The 18,506-nt window shown below is 64.8% G+C and carries 15 protein-coding genes; 9 read left to right on the top strand and 6 right to left on the bottom strand.

The window, feature by feature from the left end:
* The 6 genes from ACFTOW_RS00075 to ACFTOW_RS00050 form a co-directional block, all read right to left on the bottom strand.
* The gene (locus tag ACFTOW_RS00075; RefSeq protein ID WP_379911807.1) at positions 1 to 1,164 is read right to left on the bottom strand and encodes an acyl-CoA dehydrogenase family protein; all 1,164 of its coding nucleotides are present in this window, start codon (positions 1,162 to 1,164) and stop codon (positions 1 to 3) included.
* Positions 1,165 to 1,254: 90 nt separating this feature from the next.
* Positions 1,255 to 2,058 carry an enoyl-CoA hydratase family protein gene (locus ACFTOW_RS00070; RefSeq protein WP_379911925.1) on the bottom strand — a complete coding sequence of 268 codons (804 nt, stop codon included), beginning with the start codon at positions 2,056 to 2,058 and terminating at the stop codon, positions 1,255 to 1,257.
* Positions 2,059 to 2,060: 2 nt separating this feature from the next.
* Positions 2,061 to 2,543: a MarR family winged helix-turn-helix transcriptional regulator gene (locus ACFTOW_RS00065; protein ID WP_379911805.1), complete on the bottom strand. Its 483-nt coding sequence runs from the start codon at positions 2,541 to 2,543 to the stop codon at positions 2,061 to 2,063.
* Complete coding sequence (locus ACFTOW_RS00060; RefSeq protein ID WP_379911803.1) at positions 2,540 to 3,292, bottom strand: SDR family NAD(P)-dependent oxidoreductase; 753 nt, start codon at positions 3,290 to 3,292, stop codon at positions 2,540 to 2,542. Before ACFTOW_RS00060 ends, ACFTOW_RS00065 begins: the two co-directional genes overlap by 4 nt.
* Complete coding sequence (locus ACFTOW_RS00055) at positions 3,292 to 5,592, bottom strand: bifunctional salicylyl-CoA 5-hydroxylase/oxidoreductase (RefSeq protein ID WP_379911801.1); 2,301 nt, start codon at positions 5,590 to 5,592, stop codon at positions 3,292 to 3,294. Before ACFTOW_RS00055 ends, ACFTOW_RS00060 begins: the two co-directional genes overlap by 1 nt.
* 253 nt (positions 5,593 to 5,845) lie before the next feature.
* The gene (locus tag ACFTOW_RS00050; protein ID WP_379911799.1) at positions 5,846 to 7,003 is read right to left on the bottom strand and encodes an acyl-CoA dehydrogenase family protein; all 1,158 of its coding nucleotides are present in this window, start codon (positions 7,001 to 7,003) and stop codon (positions 5,846 to 5,848) included.
* A gap of 271 nt (positions 7,004 to 7,274) precedes the next feature.
* Between ACFTOW_RS00050 and ACFTOW_RS00045 the strand changes: the two genes are divergently transcribed.
* The 9 genes from ACFTOW_RS00045 (at position 7,275) to ACFTOW_RS00005 (ending at position 18,441) form a co-directional block, all read left to right on the top strand.
* Positions 7,275 to 8,150 carry a branched-chain amino acid ABC transporter permease gene (locus tag ACFTOW_RS00045; protein ID WP_379911797.1) on the top strand — a complete coding sequence of 292 codons (876 nt, stop codon included), beginning with the start codon at positions 7,275 to 7,277 and terminating at the stop codon, positions 8,148 to 8,150.
* Between the two features lie 4 nt (positions 8,151 to 8,154).
* The gene (locus tag ACFTOW_RS00040; RefSeq protein WP_379911795.1) at positions 8,155 to 9,237 is read left to right on the top strand and encodes a branched-chain amino acid ABC transporter permease; all 1,083 of its coding nucleotides are present in this window, start codon (positions 8,155 to 8,157) and stop codon (positions 9,235 to 9,237) included.
* Complete coding sequence (locus ACFTOW_RS00035) at positions 9,234 to 10,004, top strand: ABC transporter ATP-binding protein (RefSeq protein ID WP_379911793.1); 771 nt, start codon at positions 9,234 to 9,236, stop codon at positions 10,002 to 10,004. The genes ACFTOW_RS00040 and ACFTOW_RS00035 overlap by 4 nt, the downstream gene beginning before the upstream one ends.
* Entirely contained in the window at positions 10,001 to 10,870 is an 870-nt protein-coding gene (locus tag ACFTOW_RS00030; protein WP_379911791.1) for an ABC transporter ATP-binding protein, read from the top strand. The genes ACFTOW_RS00035 and ACFTOW_RS00030 overlap by 4 nt, the downstream gene beginning before the upstream one ends.
* A gap of 4 nt (positions 10,871 to 10,874) precedes the next feature.
* Positions 10,875 to 12,758 (top strand): AMP-dependent synthetase/ligase, encoded by a 1,884-nt coding sequence (locus tag ACFTOW_RS00025; protein WP_379911789.1) that lies wholly within the window; start codon positions 10,875 to 10,877, stop codon positions 12,756 to 12,758.
* 46 nt (positions 12,759 to 12,804) lie between these two features.
* Positions 12,805 to 13,965, top strand: a complete 1,161-nt coding sequence (locus tag ACFTOW_RS00020) for an ABC transporter substrate-binding protein (protein ID WP_379911787.1) — start codon at positions 12,805 to 12,807, stop codon at positions 13,963 to 13,965.
* Positions 13,966 to 14,249: 284 nt separating this feature from the next.
* Positions 14,250 to 15,455 (top strand): tyrosine-type recombinase/integrase, encoded by a 1,206-nt coding sequence (locus ACFTOW_RS00015; RefSeq protein ID WP_379911785.1) that lies wholly within the window; start codon positions 14,250 to 14,252, stop codon positions 15,453 to 15,455.
* Positions 15,456 to 15,772: 317 nt separating this feature from the next.
* Positions 15,773 to 15,943: a helix-turn-helix transcriptional regulator gene (locus ACFTOW_RS00010; RefSeq protein WP_379911783.1), complete on the top strand. Its 171-nt coding sequence runs from the start codon at positions 15,773 to 15,775 to the stop codon at positions 15,941 to 15,943.
* An 11-nt stretch (positions 15,944 to 15,954) separates the two neighbouring features.
* On the top strand, positions 15,955 to 18,441 hold the full coding sequence (locus tag ACFTOW_RS00005; RefSeq protein WP_379911781.1) for a primase-helicase family protein: 2,487 nt from the start codon (positions 15,955 to 15,957) through the stop codon (positions 18,439 to 18,441).
* Positions 18,442 to 18,506 lie beyond the last annotated feature (65 nt).

Here is an 18,506-nt window from a genome sequence, read left to right as displayed (position 1 = left end):
TCAGCCCCCCTGATGCATCCCCAGGGCCTGCCGCGCGATCACCACGCGCTGCACGTCCGAGGCGCCTTCGTAAATCCGCAACGCCCTGATATCGCGATACAGTTCCTCAACCTTCTGACCCTTGCGCACGCCGTCCCCGCCGTGCAGCTGCACCGCGCGGTCGATCACCTGCTGCGCTTGGTCGGTGGCGAACAGCTTGGCCATCGCCGCCTCTCGGGTGACCCGTGGCGCGCCGCTGTCCTTGGCCCAGGCGGCGCGATAGACCAGAAGCGCGGCGGCATCCACATCCAGCGCCATGTCGGCGATATGCCCCTGCACCATCTGCAGATCGAACAGCGGTGCACCCTGCACCTGCCGCGTGGTCACCCGCGTCAACGCCTCGTCCAGCGCGCGGCGGGCAAAGCCCAGCGCCGCCGCCGCCACGGTCGAGCGGAACACATCCAGCACCGACATCGCGATCTTGAACCCCTGCCCGCGCTCGCCCAGCAACGCATCCTTGGGAATGCGGCAATCGGTGAACCGCAACCGGCCCAGCGGGTGGGGCGCGATCACCTCCAGCCGCTCGACCACCTCGAACCCGGCCAGACCCGCCGGCACCACAAAGGCCGACAACCCGCGCGCGCCCGGACCCTCACCGGTACGCGCAAACAACGTGTAAATATCAGCGATCCCGCCGTTCGAGATCCAGGTCTTTTCACCGTTCAGAACGAAATGATCGCCATCCTCGACCGCCGACAGGGTCGATGCCGCCACGTCCGACCCCGCCTCGGGCTCGGTCAGCGCAAAGGCCGAAATCGCAGCCCCTGCCCGCGTCTGGGTCAGCCACCGGCGTTTCTGCTCAGGCGTGCCGAACAGTGAAATCGCCCCGGTGCCCAGCCCCTGCATGGCAAAGGCGAAATCCGCCAGCCCGTCATGGCGCGCCAGCGTCTCGCGGATCAGGCACAGGCTGCGCACATCCAGCCCCGCACCACCCTCGGGTTCAACCGCGGACAGGCGCAGAAATCCCGCCTCGCCCAGCCCCGCCACCAGGGCGCGGCAGGCGGCATCGGTGTCGGAATGATCCACCGCTGACAGGTGACTGGCGCACCATGCCTCCAGATCCTCGGCCAGCGCGCGATGACGCTCCTCAAAGAACGGCCAGGTCAGAAACGTCTTATCCGCCATGTCGCAACATCCCCTTCATCTTGCCCACTAAACTCCCGCCGTAGGCCAAAATTCGTCTGCGAATTTTGTGAAAAATCGATCTTCGATTTTTCAATCGCCCTCAAAAACCGGCGTCTCCTTGGCCACGAAGGCCTTGTAGGCGCGTTCGAAATCCGCCGTCTGCATGCAGATCGCCTGCGCCTGTGCCTCGGCCTCGATGGCCTGCTCGATCGACATCGACCATTCCTGCGCCAGCATCGTCTTGGTCATCATATGACCGAACCCCGGCCCTTCGGCGATCTTCGCGGCCCAGGCCACCGCCTCGGCCTCCAGCACCTCGGGCTCGACCAGACGGTTGAAAAAACCCCAGCGCTCGCCCTCGTCCGCCGTCATCGCGCGGCCGGTGTACAGCAGTTCCGCCGCCCGCCCCTGCCCGATGATGCGCGGCAGGATCGCACAGGCCCCCATGTCACAGCCCGCAAGGCCCACCCGGGTGAACAGGAATGCGGTCTTGGCCCGGCCCGTGCCGATGCGCAGGTCGCTGGCCATGGCGATGATCGCCCCCGCGCCAACGCAGATGCCATCGACCGCCGCGATCACCGGCTTGCCGCAGTTCACGATGGATTTCACCAGATCCCCGGTCATTCGGGTGAATGCCAGAAGCTCTTTCATGTTCATCCGGGTCAGCGGGCCGATGATGTCATGCACATCCCCGCCCGAGCTGAAGTTGCCCCCGTTCGAGGCAAAGACCACCGCCTTGACGTCATCGGCATAGTGCAGATCGCGGAACCAGTCGCGCAACTCGGCGTAGCTGTCGAAGGTCAGCGGATTCTTCCGCTCGGGCCGGTCCAGCCGCACCGTGGCGATGCCGTCCTCGATCTTCAGCAGAAAATGCTTCACATCCGTGCGCATCATGGTCATGGCTTGTCTCCCCTCGCCTCAAGTGCCCCGGCCAGTTCCTTCAGCCGGGTTGAAAATTGCTTGGCCTCTTCGGCGCTGATCTCGGCAAACAGCCGGTCGATCAGTTCTTCATGCTCGGCGGCCTGCCCGGCAAACACCGTGTGCCCCTGCGCCGTCAGCCGCGCCACCATGGCCCGGCGGTCGCCCGGCACGGCCACGCGCTCCACCAGCCCCTCTTCGGCCAGACGGTCCACGATGCCGGTGACATTGCCGTTCGACACTTTCAGCACGCCCGACAGTTCCGACATGCGCAGCCCGTCGGGGTGCCGGTGCAACGCCGACATCACGTCAAAGCGCGGCAGCGTCGTGTCATGCTCGCGCCGCAGCTTGTCGCGCAGCTCGGCCTCGATCTTGCGGGTGACCCCCAGCAGCCGCAGCCACAGCCGCAGCCGCGCCTTGGACGCAACCGTGCTGCGCGTCAGGTCCAGTTGCCCGCTCATATCTCGCCCCCCGTCAGGGACAGGCCATGCCCGTTGACCGAACGTGCCGCGTCCGAGCACAGCCACAGCGCCGCACCCGCCACCTCGTCGGTCTGGATGAACCGCCCCTGGGGGTTGCCCGCGCGCAGGGATTTCGCGGCTTTCTCGGCGGTCATCCCGGTCTTGTCCACGATATTGGCGATCGACCGGTCCAGCAGCGGGGTTTCGATGAACCCCGGGCACAGCGCATTCACCGTAACGCCGGTGCGGCCCAGTTCCACCGCCAGCGCGCGCACCAGCCCCAGAACCCCGTGCTTGGCCGCGACATAGCCGGCCACATAGGGATAGCCCTTCAGCGACGCGGTCGAGGCGACGGCGATCATCCGCCCCCAGCCCGCCGCCTTCATGTCGGGCAGCGCCGCCTGAAACGTGTTGAAAACTCCCAGCACGTTGACCCGCAGCATCGCGTCCAGATCCTCGCCGGTCATCGCCTCGAACGGCTTGCTGTCCGCGGCACCGGCATTGGCCACCACCACATCCACCGCACCGTTCAGGCCGCGCGCATCGCGGAACGCCGCGCGGACGGCGGCCCCGTCGGTCACGTCACAGGTGATCCAGCCGATGAACCTGTGCCGCCCCGCCACCTCGCGCAAGGGCGCTTCGCGGCGGCCCAGGATGGTCACCTTGGCCCCGGCATGGGCAAAGGTCTCGGCCATCTCGGCCCCCACCCCCGACCCGCCGCCGGTGACGATGACGTGCCGCCCTTCCATCACACGCGCACCTGCGCCTGCTCGGCCTCGCGGTCCGCCAGCCGCCACGCCTGATCGCGCCCGGCCAGATAGGGCAGCGGCCAGGGCGCGTGCCGGTCGCCGATCTTGGCCCCCTCGTGCAGGGTCCAGTAGGGGTCGGCCAGATGCGGCCGCGCCACCGCCACCAGATCGGCCCGCCCGGCCATCAGGATCGAATTGGCATGATCCGCCTCGAAGATGTTGCCGACCGCCATGGTGGCGATCCCCGCCTCGTTGCGGATGCGGTCCGAGAACGGCGTCTGGAACATCCGGCCATAGACCGGCTTGGCATCGGGCGTGGTCTGCCCGGCCGACACATCGATGATATCGGCCCCCGCCGCGCGGAACATCAGCGCGATCTTGACCGCCTCCTCGGGCGTCACGCCGTCATCGCCGACCCAGTCATTGGCCGAGATGCGTACCGACATGGGCTTGTCCTCGGGCCAGACGGCGCGCATCGCGGCAAACACCTCCAGCGGATAGCGCATGCGGTTTTCCAGACTGCCGCCATAGTCATCCGACCGAACATTCGACACCGGGCTGATGAAGGACGACAAAAGATACCCGTGCGCGGCATGCAGCTCGATCATGTCGAACCCGGCCCTTTCGGCCATCTGCGCGGCGGCCACGAACTGATCGCGCACCTGGTCCATCTCGGCCCGGGTAATCTCGCGCGGCACGGCATTGCCGGGTGCCCATGGCATCGCCGAGGCGCTGACGATATCCCAGTTGCCAGAGGCCAGCGGCGCATCCATCTTCTCCCAGCCCAGCTGGGTCGAGCCCTTGCGCCCCGAATGACCGATCTGGCAGCAGATTCTAGCTCCTGTCTCGGCATGGACAAAGCGGGTCAGCCGCGCCCATTCGACCTCATGCGCGGGATCATACAGGCCCGGACAGCCCGGCGTGATCCGACCCTCGGCCGACACACAGGTCATCTCGGTATAAACCAGACCGGCCCCGCCCTTGGCGCGCTCGGCGTAATGCACGAAATGCCAGTCGGTCGGGCAGCCATCCACCGCCTTGTACTGCGCCATGGGCGACACCACGATGCGGTTGTTCAACGCCATCCCCCGCAAACGGTAGGGCGCGAACATCGGCGCGCGCACCGGGGCATCGTCAGGGGCCCCTGCTTGTGTCTGGAACCAGCGCTCTGCGCTTTCCAGCCATTCAGAGTCACGCAGGCGCAGGTTTTCATGGGAAATCCGCTGTGACCGCGTCAGCAGGGAATAGTTGAACTGCACCGGGTCCAGATCCAGATAGCGCTCGACCTCTTCGAACCACTCCAGCGAGTTGCGCGCAGCCGACTGCAGACGCAGCACGTCCAGCCGCCGCTCGTCCTGATACTTTTCGAACGCCGCTTCCAGCGTCGGTTCGCTGTGGACGTATTCCGCCAGCGCAATGGCGCTGTCAAAGGCCAGCCGCGTGCCCGATCCGATGGAAAAATGCGCCGTGGCCGAGGCATCGCCCATCAGCACCACGTTCTGATGATGCCATTTCTCGCAATTCACCCGCGGGAAATTGATCCACACCGCCGAGCCACGCAGATGCTTGGCATTCGACATCAGATCATGACCGCCCAGATGCCCCTCGAATATCTGCCGGCAAGTCTCGACCGTCTCTTCCTTGGTCATGTCCGCGAAACCCCAGTTGTCCCAGGTCTGCTGCGTGCATTCCACGATGAAGGTCGCGGTGTTGTCGTCGAACTGATAGGCATGCGCCCACACCCAGCCATGCGGCGTTTTCTCGAAGATAAAGGTAAAGGCATCGTCGAACTTCTGATGCGTGCCCAGCCAGATGAACTTGCACAGGCGGGTGTCGATATCGGGCTTGAAATGCTCGGCCCAGGCGTCGCGCACCCGGCTGTTCAGACCGTCCGCCGCCACCACCAGGTCATAGGCGGCGGCATACTCCTCGACCGGGCCCACTTCCGCTTCGAACTGCAGGTTCACCCCGACCTCGCGTGCGCGCTCTTGCAGCAGAAGCAGCAGCTTCATCCGGCCGATCCCGGCGAACCCGTGCCCGCCCGAGACGATCCGGTTGCCGTCATGCACCACGGCGATGTCATCCCAATAGGCGAAATTCTCGCGGATCGCCTCGGCGCTGACCGGATCATTGGCGCGCAGGTTGCCCAAAGCGTCATCCGACAGGACCACGCCCCAACCAAAGGTGTCATCGGCCTTGTTGCGCTCGAACACCGTGACATCCGCCTCGGGCCGCCGCAGCTTCATCGAAATCGCGAAATACAGCCCCGCCGGCCCGCCGCCCAGACATGCAATCTTCATCCCGAAATCTCCCCGAATCCATGTGTTGACCCAAGCGTAACGCAGGCCCGGATTATTTCAAAGACAAATATTTTAGGCTTGAAGCATACCGGGTCCACACAGCTTCATCTTGCCAGGAAAACTCTGGGGTGAATGCGCGCCCCGGCGCGCAGTGGGGCATCGCCCCTTGGGGGTCCGGGGGCATGGCCCCCGGCGCCTCCGCGTGGCGTGAACACGAACTATAGGGCGCGGGCCAACGGCCCGCACCTTTGGATCACACGTCGATCGAGCGCGCGATCAGTTCCTTCATGATCTCGTTGGTGCCGCCATAGATCATCTGCACCCGGGCGTCCGCATAGAGCCGCGCGATGGGGTATTCCATCATGAAGCCATAGCCGCCGAACAGTTGCAGGCACTCGTGCATCACCTCGTTCTGCACCTCGGTGCCCCAGTACTTGGCCATGCTGGCGGTGGCGGCGTCCAGCGTGCCCGCCTCGGCCCGCGCAATGCCGTCATTGAGAAACGCGCGCAGCACCTCGGCCTTGGTCTTCATCTCGGCCAGCTTGAACCGCGTGTTCTGGAAATCCATCACCCGCTGACCAAAGGCGCGCCGCTCCTGCACATAGGCGATGGTTTCCTTCAGCGCGAAATCGATCGCCCCCAGCGCGGTGATGCCGATCACCAGCCGCTCCCAGGGCAGTTGCTTCATCAACTGATAGAACCCCTGCCCCTCTTCCGCGCCCAGCAGGTTGGTCTGCGGCACCTTCACATCCTCGAAGAACAACTCGGACGTATCATTGGCCCGCATCCCCAGCTTTTTCAGGTTGCGGCCCCGGCGAAAGCCATCGGCCTGATCCGTCTCGACCACGATCAGCGACACGCCCTTGGCCCCGGCCGCCTTGTCGGTCTTGGCCACCACCACGATCAGATCGGCAGTCTGCCCGTTGGTGATGAAGGTTTTCGAGCCGTTGATGCGGTACTGGTTTCCATCCTTTTCCGCATGGGTCTTGATCGCTTGCAGGTCCGATCCCGCGCCAGGTTCGGTCATTGCAATTGCCGCCACCTTGCGGCCCGCCACCAGATCGGGCACCCAGCGCTGCTTTTGTTCTTCGCTGCCGTAGGCCAGCAGGTAATGCAGCACGATGGACTGGATCGAATAGCCCCAGCCGCAATCGCCCACCGCGCCTTGCTGGTAGACGGTGATGGCGTCGAACCCCAGCCCGCCACCGGCACCGCCATAAGCCTCGGGCACAGCGCCGCCCATGATCCCCTGATCGCCTGCAAGCGTCCAGAAATCGCGGTCCACCACGCCCTGCTCGACCCATTTTTCGATGTTCGGTTCCAGCGCGTCGGCAAAGACGCGCGCGACCGCATCGGCGAACATCTTGTGCTCGTCCCAAACCCAGCTTGCCGTCGGTGTGAAAAGACCCATACTGACCTCCCATGAGTGTATCTTGATGCAACCATGCCCAGCGCCCGGTTCATGCGTCCAGCATGCCGTTGCGTCGCACCAGCCTGCGCCGATATTCCGCATGGCGGATTTGATTTCCGCAACGTCACCTTGCTGCGCCATGTTGACCCGTGACCGATTTTGTGGACGGATCATTTTGTCGCTCATAAAGGGCGATCCGCGTCTGGAGGGTTGGCGCATACGGGACCGCAGCGATCAAGACTGCGGACCGTGACATATAGGGAGGATCGCGGTGGAAGTTCTTCAGCTTCTCATCAGTGGCATGGCCAATGGCTGTGTCTACGGCCTGATTGCCTTGGGCTTCGTGCTTATCTACAAGGCGACCGAGGCGGTGAATTTCGCACAGGGCGACTTCATGATGCTGGGTGCCTTTGTCACCATCGGCTTCGTCAATCCTGAATTCATGGGCATCCCGTTCTGGCTGGCGCTGCCGCTGGTCTTCCTGGTGATGGGCACCTTCGGCTACCTGCTGGACGTGATCGTTCTGCGCGCCGTCTTTGGCCAGAATCAGGTTGCCATCATCATCCTGACCATCGCGCTTGGGTTCGTCCTGCGCTTTGTCGCGGGGCTGATCTGGGGGCACGAGCCGCTGTCGCTGCATTCGCCGCTGGCGCTTGGGGATGTCCGGCTGGGCACACTGGTGCTGGGCATGGCCGATGTGGCGATCATCATCGTGACCCTGCTGCTGACCTTGCTGCTGTGGCAGTTCTTTCAGCGCACCAAGATCGGTCTGGCCATGCAGGCCGCCAGCCAGAACCAGATGGCGGCCTATTACATGGGTATCCCGGTCAAGCGCGTGCACGGTTTCGTCTGGGCGCTGGCGGGCATCGTGGCCGCCGTGGCGGGCATCCTCTATGCCTCCAAGGGGGCCATCGACCCCAACGCGGGCTTCATCGGGATCAAGGCATTCGCGGCAGCCGTGATCGGCGGCTTCGGCAGCCTGCCCGGCGCGCTGATGGGCGGGCTGATCGTGGGCATCATCGAACCCTTCGCCGCCCGCTACCTGCCTGCCGGCTGGTCACAGATCGCGCCCTATGCGTTGCTGATCGCGGTGCTGCTGTTCCGTCCTCACGGCCTGTTCGCACAGGTCCGCACCAAGAAGGTCTGAACCCATGCGCGTGCATTTCAAAACCACCTATGATGACGACATCCGCCTGTTCAAGGACCGCTGGCAGGCGTCGCTGTACATCGCCCTGCTGGCGCTGATGGTCGCCCTGCCCTTCCTGATCGACACCTTCTTTCTGGGCGAGGCGACGAACGTGCTGATCTGGGCCACCGCCGGGCTGGGCCTGATGCTGCTGACCGGCCAGACCGGGCAGGCCAGCCTGGGCCATTCCGCCTTCATGGCACTGGGGTGCTATTCCTGCGTGCTGATGATGGAGGCCGGCGTGCCGTTCCTGATCGCCTTTCCGCTGGGCGGCATCATCACCGGCATGATCGGCGCGCTGATCGCCATTCCGGCGCTGAAACTGCATGGCGTCTATCTGGCCATCGCGACGCTGGCTCTGGCGATCCTGACCGACGACATCATCGTGATGCTGGAACCCTGGACCGGCGGTGTGGGCGGCAAGTTCGCCCCGCCGATCACCGTCTTCGGGTACGAGATCAACCGCTGGTCCAGCCCGGTGGCCTGGTATTACATGGCGCTGATCGTGGTGCTGGTTGTCACGCTGTTCTACCGCAACCTGCTGCGCGCCCCGATGGGCCGGGCCTTTGCCGCCGTGCGCGACAGCGAAATCTCGGCGCAGGCGATGGGCGTGAACATCTCGCGCACCAAGACCATCGCCTTTGGCCTGTCTGCCGGGATCACTGGCTTGGGCGGTGCGCTGATGGGGCTGTTCTCCGAGGTGTTCAACAACGAGACCTTCACCTTCATCATCTCGATCCAGCTTTTGATGATGATCGTGGTGGGCGGGCTTGGCTTTATCCATGGCGCGTTCCTGGGGGCCATCGTCATCGCCTTCCTGCCGCAGTTCCTGTCGATCATATCCGACAGCATGGGCAGCAACGTCGCCATTCCGGGGCTGGAAATCGGGGTGTTCGGGGCGATCATGATCGGCTTCATCCTGTTCGAACCCATGGGCCTGTATGGGCGCTGGCTCAAGATCCGCACGTTTCTCGAGCTGTTCCCCTTCGCGCGGAAAGACATGTTCCGCCGTCAGAAATCCTATCTGAAAACGGAGCGCCTGAGATGAGCCTGCTGACGCTTGAGAACGTGACGCTCAAGTTCGGTGGTCTGACCGCCGTGAACCGCCTGAGCATGGAAGTGAACGAAGGCGAGGTCTTTGCCCTTGTCGGCCCCAACGGTGCTGGCAAATCGACGGTGTTCAACCTGATCTCGCGGTTCTACACCCCGGTCGAGGGCAAGATCATGTTCGACGGGCAGGATCTGCTGAAACTGCCCCCCGACGAGGTGCCCAGCCTTGGCATCGCGCGCACGTTCCAGAACATCGAACTGTTCGATCAGGCGACGGTGCTGGACAACCTGCTGGTCGGGCGCCACCGCCTGCGCAAGACCAACATGGTCGAACAGTTGCTGCACCTGCCATCGGTGCGCCGCGAAGAACGCGAGCATCGCGCCGCCGTCGAAGAGGTGATCGAGTTCCTCGATCTGCAACCCTACCGCAACAAGCGCATCGCGGGCCTGCCCTATGGCGTGCGCAAGGTGGTCGAGGTGGGCCGCGCGCTGGCCTCCAAGCCCCGCCTGTTGCTGATGGACGAACCCGCCAGCGGCCTGTCCGTCGAGGAAACCCAGAACATGCGCTGGTGGATCGACGACATCCGCCGCCAGATGGGGATCACCGTTCTGATGGTCGAACATGACATGGGGCTGGTCAGCAAGGTCTGCGACCGCGTGCTGGCACTGGCCGACGGGGCCAAGCTGGCCGAGGGCACCCCGCAAGAGGTGCAAAGCCACCCGGCGGTGATCGCCGCCTATCTGGGCACGGGAGACGCGGCATGACCGACAAACCCCTGCTTGAAATCCGCAACCTTGAAACCTTTTACGGCCCGATCATGGCCATTCGCGGCGTCAGCCTCGAGGTGCACAAGGGCCAGGTCGTCACCGTTCTGGGGGCCAATGGCGCGGGCAAGACGACGCTGCTGAAAACCGTCTCGGGGATCATGGACCCGGAAAAGGGCGAAATCCTGTTCCAGGGCAATCCCATTCAGGGATGGGAGCCGCACAAGGTGGTCAACGCGGGCATCGTGCATGTCCCCGAAGGCCGCGAGGTGTTTCCCCTGCTCACGGTCGAGGACAACCTGAACCTTGGCGCCTACACGCGCAACGACCGCGCCGCGATCGCGCGCGACAAGGAACTGGTGTTCGAATACTTCCCGATCCTCAAGGAACGCCGCAATCAGGAGGCGGGCACCCTGTCGGGCGGCCAGCAGCAGATGCTGGCCATCGGGCGCGGGCTGGTGCTGTTNCCGATCCTCAAGGAACGCCGCAATCAGGAGGCGGGCACCCTGTCGGGCGGCCAGCAGCAGATGCTGGCCATCGGGCGCGGGCTGATGCTCAGCCCGTCGCTGATGCTGCTGGACGAACCCAGCCTTGGTCTGTCGCCTTTGCTGGTGCAGGAAATCTTTGCCATCCTGAAACGGTTGAACAAGGACGAAGGCGTGACCATGATGCTGGTCGAACAGAACGCCAATGTCGCGCTGAACCTCGCCGATCAGGGCTATGTGATGGAGCTGGGCCGGATCGTGATGAACGCCAGCTCCGAACGCCTGCGCGCCAGCGAGGATATCCAGAGCTTCTATCTGGGCCATACCGACGAAGGCGCGCGCGGCGAGAAACGCTGGAAGCGCAAGAAGACATGGAGGTGATGCGATGAACGCCAATGCCGCATCGGACAAGATCACCATCAACGGGGTCGTGTTCAACGCCATCCCCAATGCCCGCCCCGTCACCGTGGATGGCACCGACACGATCGCCAAGCTGTTCGCCGCGCGCTGCCGCGCGCTCGGCAGCCGCACCGCGCATCGTGAAAAGGATCTGGGGATCTGGAAGGCCTACACATGGGACGACTACTGGACCCATGCCAAATGGATCGGCATGGCCCTGCGCAAGCTGGGGCTGCAACGCGGGGAATGCGTCTCGATCCTGTCCGAGGACCGCAAGGAATGGGCCTATTTCGACCTTGGGATTCAGGCCGTGGGCGGCATCGCCTCGGGCGTCTACACCACCGATTCCGCCGCGCAACTGTCCTATCTGCTGCGCGACAGCGGCTCGCGCTTTCTGATCGTCGAGAACGAGGAACAGTTCGACAAGTTCCTCGAGATCGAAGGCGAAGTGCCCGAGCTGCACAAGGTCATCGTGCTTGAGGACGAGGGCCTGCACGACCTGAACCACGACCGCGTCATCTTTATCGACGAGTTCTACCGGATCGGGCAAGAGGCCGACGCGGCCGAGCCGGGCGTCTTCGAGGCCGAGATCGACAAGTCCCGCCCCGAAGATACCGCCCTGCTGATCTATACCTCGGGCACCACCGGCGCCCCCAAGGGCGCGATGCTGTCGAATGAAAACATCATGTCGGCCATCACCGCAGGCGCGCATGGCCTGCCCGCCGACCCCGATGACGAGCAGCTTTGTTTCCTGCCGCTGTGCCATATCCTCGAGCGTGACGTGTCGATCTATTTCCCGCTGGCGGCGAAATGCACGGTCAACTTTGCCGAAAGCCCGGAAACCGTGTTCGACAACCTGCAAGAGGTCAGCCCGATGACCTTTACCGCCGTGCCACGGGTCTGGGAAAAGATCTATTCGCGCATCCTGATCCTGGCACAGGAAAGCACGTGGATCGGCCGCATGGCATTCGGCATGGCGCTGAAGGCCGGGCAGGCCCGCACCAAGGCGCTGATGGACAAGGGCAGCGTGCCCACCGGCACCGCGATCAACTTCTGGATCTGGGATCAACTGGTGCTCAAGAACCTGCGCCGGATGCTGGGGTTCGACCGGATGCGCCGGGGCGGCACCGGGGCCGCGCCGATCAGCCCCGAACTGCTGAAATGGTACTGGTCGATCGGCGTGCCGCTGGTCGAAGGCTACGGCATGACCGAAACCGCCGGAATTGCCACCATCAACACGCCCGACGAGAACCGCGTCGGCACCATCGGCAAGCCGGTGCCGGGCGTCGAGGTGCGCATCGCCGAGGATGGCGAGATCCAGACCAAGGGCCTGAACAACTTTCAGGGCTACTGGCGCAACAACGAAAAGACCGCCGAAACCTATAGCCATGACGGCTGGCTGCGCACCGGCGACGTGGGTCGCATCGACGAGGATGGTTACGTGACCATCACCGGGCGTCTGAAAGACATCATCATCACCGCCGGCGGCAAGAACATCACCCCCGCCGAAATCGAAAGCCGGCTGAAGTTCAGCCACTATATCAACGATGCGGTGATCATCGGTGACAAACGCAAGTACCTGACCGCGCTGGTGATGATCGATCAGGAAAACGTCGAGAAATACGCGCAGGCGCAAAAGGTGCCGTTCTCGGATTTCGCCTCGCTGTGCCGCGCGCAACAGGTGCAGGACCTGATCAAGGCCGAGGTCGATCAGGTCAACAAGGAGTTCGCCCGCGTCGAACAGATCAAGGATTTCCGCCTGATCGACGTGCTGCTGACCGCCGAGGACGAAGAACTGACCCCCACGATGAAGCTAAAACGCGGCTTCGTGGAAAAACGCCACAAGGCGTTGATTGATGATATGTACTGATCAAGCCCCGCGATAACGGGGCGTTTCTAGGGAGGAGAACCTGAAAATGAAGACTCTGATGACAACCCTGATGGGCGGGGCGATGGCCCTGGGCCTGTTTCAGGCGGCGCTGGCCCAGACCCAGGGCGTGACCGACAACGAGATCGTGATCGGCTCGGTCAACGACCTGTCGGGCATCTTTGCCGCCGTCGGCGTGCCCGCAATCAACGGTGCCAACCTCAAGATCAACGAGGTCAACGAAGCCGGCGGCGTGCATGGCCGCCAGATCCGTTTCGTGGTCGAGGATCACAGCTACCAGCTTCCCAAGGCGTCACAGGCCTATAACAAGCTGGTCAACCGCGACGAGGTCTTTGCGATGATGCTGTCGCTGGGCACCCCGCACAACCTGGCCGGTTTCCGCATCCTTGACCCGCGCGGCATCCCCAACCTCAACCCGCTGTCGGCCGCGCGCGAGATGCTGAACGAGCCGATCGACAACAAGTACACCGGCTTTGCCAGCTACTATGACCAGACCATCGCCGGCATCCGCTATCTGAACCAGGAGTTCGGCCATACCAACGTCTGCGCGATGTACCTGCCCACCGACTTCGGCATCGAAATCTCGGACGCGGCCAAGGAAAGCACCGAGGAGCTGGGCACCAGCTTTGTCTCGGAGACCACGCACAAGCCCGACGAGCAGGATTTCGTAGGCGCGGTGCAGAAACTGCGCAGCGACGATTGCGAGATCATCGTGATGGCGCTGGGTGTGCGCGCGGGCATCACCGTGGTGGGCACCGCCAAGCAGCTGGGCTGGTCCGACGCCAAGTTCCTCAACACCTCTGCCGGGTTCCTCGAGCCGGTGGCCGCCGTTCCCAACGGCGTGACCGAGGGGCTTTACGCCGCCGCAGGCTGGGTCGATCTGGCCGCGCGCGCCGAGGATCCGGTGCCCGCCGCCTTCATCGAGGCCTATGAGGAAGAGTACGGCCAGCCCGCCAGCGGCTTTGCCATGCTGGGCTACAACGCGGCCGAAACGCTGGTCATGGCGCTCGAGGCCGCAGGCCCCGACCTGACCCATGAAAGCTTTCAGACCGCGATGGAAAGCATCGACTACTACTCGGACCTGCTGGACACCCAACTGACCTATGGCCCGGGCGACCACCAGGGGGCAAACGACATCACCATCTCGATAGTCGAAAACGGCCAGTGGAAACTGCTCGCCCGCGAGTGATCCTCGCCAGGACACATGCAAAGGGGCGCTTCGGCGCCCCTTTTTGCGTGCCTCGGTCAAGGGCAGCGAGATGCTGGCGATCCCACGAGGACTCGAACCCCGAACCTGCTGATTAGAAGTCGGCGGACTGTAACCCTTTCCCGCCCTCACGTCCACCCTAAACAGTAGCGTTCTCAGTCATTTGGAGCTACCTTTCCCCTAGGCTGCCCTAACCCGCCCGATCCGCTCCCGGTTCGTTTACGGTTCGCAGGCAGGCTGCCACACGGTTCGCAGGAGGGCAACGGATGCCGGAGAAGCTGACAGAGGCGCGGGTGAAGGCCCTCGCCTTCGACGGGAAGCCCGCAGTGGTGCGGGACGCGAAGGTGACGGGGCTCCTCGTTGCCGTGAACAAGACAGGGAAGTCATACAAGGTCCAGCGCGACCTCTGGCAGGGTCCGCGCGGGCGCAAGGTGCTGGTCAAGACGGTGCGCCACACCCTCGGCACCACAGAGGACATGACGCTGGACGATGCGCGCAGCCGGGCGCTCGCGGTGCTGGACCAGATCAAGCGCGGCATCGACCCCAACGCCCCGCCGCCTGACGACGCGGGCGCGTGGACGGTGCGCCGCATGTTCGAGGAGTATGGCGCGGACATGCTGGCCCGGGGCTGTGTCGAGCGGTCTGTCACCGACATGATGGAGCGGCTGGACCGCTACCTGCCCAAGTGGGCCGACACGCCGATAACGGAGGTGAAGCGGAGCGCCGCCCGCGAGGAGCACCGCCGGATCACCGACAAGCACGGGGCCACGACCGCGAACAAGGCCATGCGCGACTTCCGCGCCGCCTACAACTTCGCCCTCAAGGTTGTTGACGACCCGGACGCGCTGCCGGGCAACCCGGTGGCGGCGGTCACGTTCAACAAGGAGCGGGCCAGCAACCGCGTCATCATGCCCGAGGACCTCGCGGACTGGTGGGCGCGGGTGCAGGCGCTGCCCAACCCGCTCCGGCGCGACATGCACAAGCTCGGGCTCCTGTCGGGCCTGCGCCCCGGGACCCTCGTTGCGCTGCGCCGGGACTGGGTGCGGCTGGACGACAGCGCCGTGTCCATCCCCCGGATGAAGTCGGGCCGCTCCTTCGACCTGCCCCTGTCTGGGCACATGGTGGAGGTGGTGCGCCGGGCGATGGCGGCGGGTGACGTGCTGTTCCCGGGCGCACCGTGGCTGTTCCCGGCCCGGTCCAGCAAGACGGGCGAGGTGATCGCAACGCAGGTCTGGAAGGAGAAGGCGCTGCCCAGCGAGACAGGCCACATCCTGCGCCACACCTACCGCACCGTCGCCCAGCGCACGGGGATAGACCGGGTGAACGCCCGCCTGCTGCTGGACCACACCGTGCCGGGGATTGAGGGCGTCTACATCCACGAGCGGGCGCTGTTCGACACGCTGCTTGCTGAGCAGGAGCGCATGACAGCGACCATCCTCGCCCTGCTTGAGCCCTCCACAACAACGGATTGAGGGCTGGAGGGGGCTAATTAGGGTTTCCCAAGGCGGGCCGCCAAGGGTAAGATCGGGGCAGACTACCCTGAAACAGGGGACGCCGGTGAACCCCGGCGTTGGGAACCGCGTCGGCCCACCGGGACGTGCCGCGCGCGGGGAGCGCCCCATGCGGGGGGCGCGGGGCAACCCGGAGATGGCCCTGTCACCTAACCGACCGCCTGCCACAGCAGGGCGGTCTGGAATGGTGACTAGACGTGGACCAACAGACCATTGATGCCGTAGCGGAGGCCGTCGCAGAGCGCCTCCTGCGTGAGCTGCCCCGTGGGCGGCTCCCCATGACCCCGGAATACCTGACCCCCGACCAGGTGGCCCAGATGACGGGCTTCTCAACCAAGTCGCTTGAGGCATACCGCGCCAAGCGTCAGGGGCCGCACTTCCTGAAGGTGGGCACCAGCGTCCGCTACCGCGCCGATGACGTGCGCGCGTGGATGGAGGCAGGCGAATGAAGGGGGGCGAAATGAACGCCCCCAGCTCCGGGACGGAAGCCGGGGGCGCAGGAGAGGACCGGGCAGGTCATCAGAACATCATCGGGGATAGTATAGCCCCGGATGCCGCCGGAGCCGACCAAAAATCCTTGGGGCCGAACGCGGACATGATCCGTGAGGCGCTGCGCTACCTGCACCCAGACGGGCCTTGGATGGTCAACGCAAAGACCGCCAAGGGGATGCTCGGCCACATCGGCGCGGACCTTGACGCCGCCGTCCAGTGGGCCGTTGAGCAGAACAGCGCGCACCGCCGCAACACCTACATGGCACCGGCCCGGCTGCGGCCTGACTATTCCTTGCCCAAGAAGGCGAAGGACGTGGACGTGGCGGGCTCGCGCTGGCTCTGGGCGGACCTTGACCCCGACAAGAAGGACGCGGGCAAGCCGTTCGCGGAGCGGAAGGCGGCGTGTCTGGCGCGGCTGACCAACGAGCGCACGGCGGACGTGCCCGCGCCCAGCGCCATCGTTGACAGCGGCGGTGGTTACTGGGGCCTGTGGCGGCTGGACAAAGAGGCGGACCCGGATGCGATCCGGGCGCGGCTTCGCTGGCTGGCCGACCGGCTCAAGGGCGACAAGACCACCGACCCGTCCCGGATCATGCGGCTGCCGGGCACGGTCAACTGGCCCGATGCAGACAAGCGCGCCGCCGGTCAGGTTCCAGCTCTGGCAAAGTTCGTCACCTGGACGGGCGTGGCGCATCCCCTGAGCGCATTCGGTGTGATGGAGGGCGTCAGCACGAGGGGGGACGCGGCCCGCGTGGAGCTGCCCAACGACTTGCCGCCTATGTCGCTGGACGACCTGCCCGCTGCTGTGACGCACCGAACCAAGATGCTGATCGTCAACGGTGATGACCCTGACGACCCGGCCAAGTATCCGTCGCGGTCTGAGGTGCTGTTCGCCGTCCTTTGTGAGATGGTCCGGGCGGGATGCACGGATGAGCAGATGGCGTCGGTGATCCTAGACCCGGACCACGGCATCAGCGGCCACGTCCTCGGGCAGCCCCGCCCGGCGCAGTATGCCGCAAGGCAGGTCCAGCGCGCCCGCGATGAAGCCTTTGAACCCGAGATGGCGGAGCTGAACATGCGCCATGCCGTGTTGCTGAACGAACAGGGCAGGACGCGGGTGCTTGAATTCGTCAGGACGACCATCAGTGGTCAGACCCGGAACATGGTGACGCTCCAGAGCTTCGATGACTTCCGCAACCGCTACATGAACCGGCCTGTTGTCGTAGCGACCGACAAGGACGGAAACCCGGTCAAGAAGCCGCTCGGGGCGACGTGGCTTGCTTGGCCGCACCGCCGCCAGAACCATTCCCTTGTGTTCGCGCCGGGCGAGGGTGACGAGGTGGGTGAACAGCTCAACCTCTGGCGCGGCTTCGGCATCGCGCACGCGCCGGGTGACTGGTCCCTGATGCGCGCCCACGTCCGCGACGTGCTGGCGGGCGGCGACCCCGAGGCGGCTGACTACATCATCAAGTGGGCAGCCTTCGCGGTCCAGAACCCAGCGGAGCCCGCCGAGGTCGCGCTGGTGTTCCGGGGCAAGAAGGGCACCGGCAAGGGCCTGTTCGCGCGGGCGCTGATGCGGCTGTTCGGGCAGCATGGCCTCCACATCCCGAACGGCAAGCTGCTGACCGGCAACTTCAACCTGCACCTGCGGGACTGCTGCCTGCTTTTCGCGGATGAGGTCGAATGGCACGGCGACCGGCAGGCGGAGGCGGCGCTCAAGGTGATGGTCACCGAGCCCGAGCTGATGATTGAGGGCAAGGGCCGCGATGCCTTCCAGTCGGCCAACCACCTGCACATCGTCATGTCGAGCAACGAGGAGTGGGTGGTGCCTGCGTCCATTGACGAGCGCCGGTTTGCGGCCTTTGGCGTCTCCGACGCGCGACAGGGCGACAAGGCATACTTCACTGACCTCGTTGCTGAGATGGACGGCGGCGGGCTCGCGGCGATGCTGCACGATCTGCTGACGATGGATTTGGACGGCTGGCACCCTCGCTGGAACATCCCCCAGACAGACGAGCTGATGGCCCAGAAGCTGGCGAGCCTGAGCGGCGCGGCGGCGGTGGTGCACGAGTTGCTGATGCGCGGGGAAACGCCCATGGTGGAGCGCGATGACGGGCGCTGGCCGACGATCCACAATGGCGACCGCGTGTTCATCCCGACCAGCGACCTTGCGAGCTGGGCAGCGGCGCGGCGGCTGGTGGCAGAGGTCCGGCCCGGGCTGGCCGAGCGCCTCGGACACGAGCTGGCGAAGGCCGCTGGACCCGGCGCGGAGCCCGAGCGGGAAACTGTCCAACGGCGGCAGGTGCGCGGCTGGTGGCTGCCTGCGCTGCCCGAGGCTCGCCGCCTCTGGTCTGATTCCCGGGCGCTGGCCGTTGATTGGGGTGAAGGCGACGAGGCCGCATGGGACGTGGTGCGCGGCATTGGGGTGGCCGATGACGGTGACATCCCATTCTAGACTGTCAATCTGCATTCAAAACTGACCCATCGTGATCATTTAAAAATGACCCACCCGGGGGGTAG

This window comes from Lacimonas salitolerans (genome assembly GCF_042677865.1).
Lineage (GTDB): Bacteria > Pseudomonadota > Alphaproteobacteria > Rhodobacterales > Rhodobacteraceae > Lutimaribacter > Lutimaribacter salitolerans.
Note: the sequence above shows the minus strand (reverse complement) of the source record. Positions and strands in the feature narration are given on the sequence as shown.

Excerpts from the sequence above, each read along its gene's own strand:
- ACFTOW_RS00075 (WP_379911807.1), bottom strand. The coding sequence starts at position 1,164 with ATGGCGGATAAGACGTTTCTGACCTGGCCGTTCTTTGAGGAGCGTCAT.
- ACFTOW_RS00070 (WP_379911925.1), bottom strand. The coding sequence starts at position 2,058 with ATGATGCGCACGGATGTGAAGCATTTTCTGCTGAAGATCGAGGACGGC.
- ACFTOW_RS00065 (WP_379911805.1), bottom strand. The coding sequence starts at position 2,543 with ATGAGCGGGCAACTGGACCTGACGCGCAGCACGGTTGCGTCCAAGGCG.
- ACFTOW_RS00060 (WP_379911803.1), bottom strand. The coding sequence starts at position 3,292 with ATGGAAGGGCGGCACGTCATCGTCACCGGCGGCGGGTCGGGGGTGGGG.
- ACFTOW_RS00055 (WP_379911801.1), bottom strand. The coding sequence starts at position 5,592 with ATGAAGATTGCATGTCTGGGCGGCGGGCCGGCGGGGCTGTATTTCGCG.
- ACFTOW_RS00050 (WP_379911799.1), bottom strand. The coding sequence starts at position 7,003 with ATGGGTCTTTTCACACCGACGGCAAGCTGGGTTTGGGACGAGCACAAG.
- ACFTOW_RS00040 (WP_379911795.1), top strand. The coding sequence starts at position 8,155 with ATGCGCGTGCATTTCAAAACCACCTATGATGACGACATCCGCCTGTTC.
- ACFTOW_RS00035 (WP_379911793.1), top strand. The coding sequence starts at position 9,234 with ATGAGCCTGCTGACGCTTGAGAACGTGACGCTCAAGTTCGGTGGTCTG.
- ACFTOW_RS00025 (WP_379911789.1), top strand. The coding sequence starts at position 10,875 with ATGAACGCCAATGCCGCATCGGACAAGATCACCATCAACGGGGTCGTG.
- ACFTOW_RS00020 (WP_379911787.1), top strand. The coding sequence starts at position 12,805 with ATGAAGACTCTGATGACAACCCTGATGGGCGGGGCGATGGCCCTGGGC.
- ACFTOW_RS00015 (WP_379911785.1), top strand. The coding sequence starts at position 14,250 with ATGCCGGAGAAGCTGACAGAGGCGCGGGTGAAGGCCCTCGCCTTCGAC.
- ACFTOW_RS00010 (WP_379911783.1), top strand. The coding sequence starts at position 15,773 with ATGACCCCGGAATACCTGACCCCCGACCAGGTGGCCCAGATGACGGGC.
- ACFTOW_RS00005 (WP_379911781.1), top strand. The coding sequence starts at position 15,955 with ATGAACGCCCCCAGCTCCGGGACGGAAGCCGGGGGCGCAGGAGAGGAC.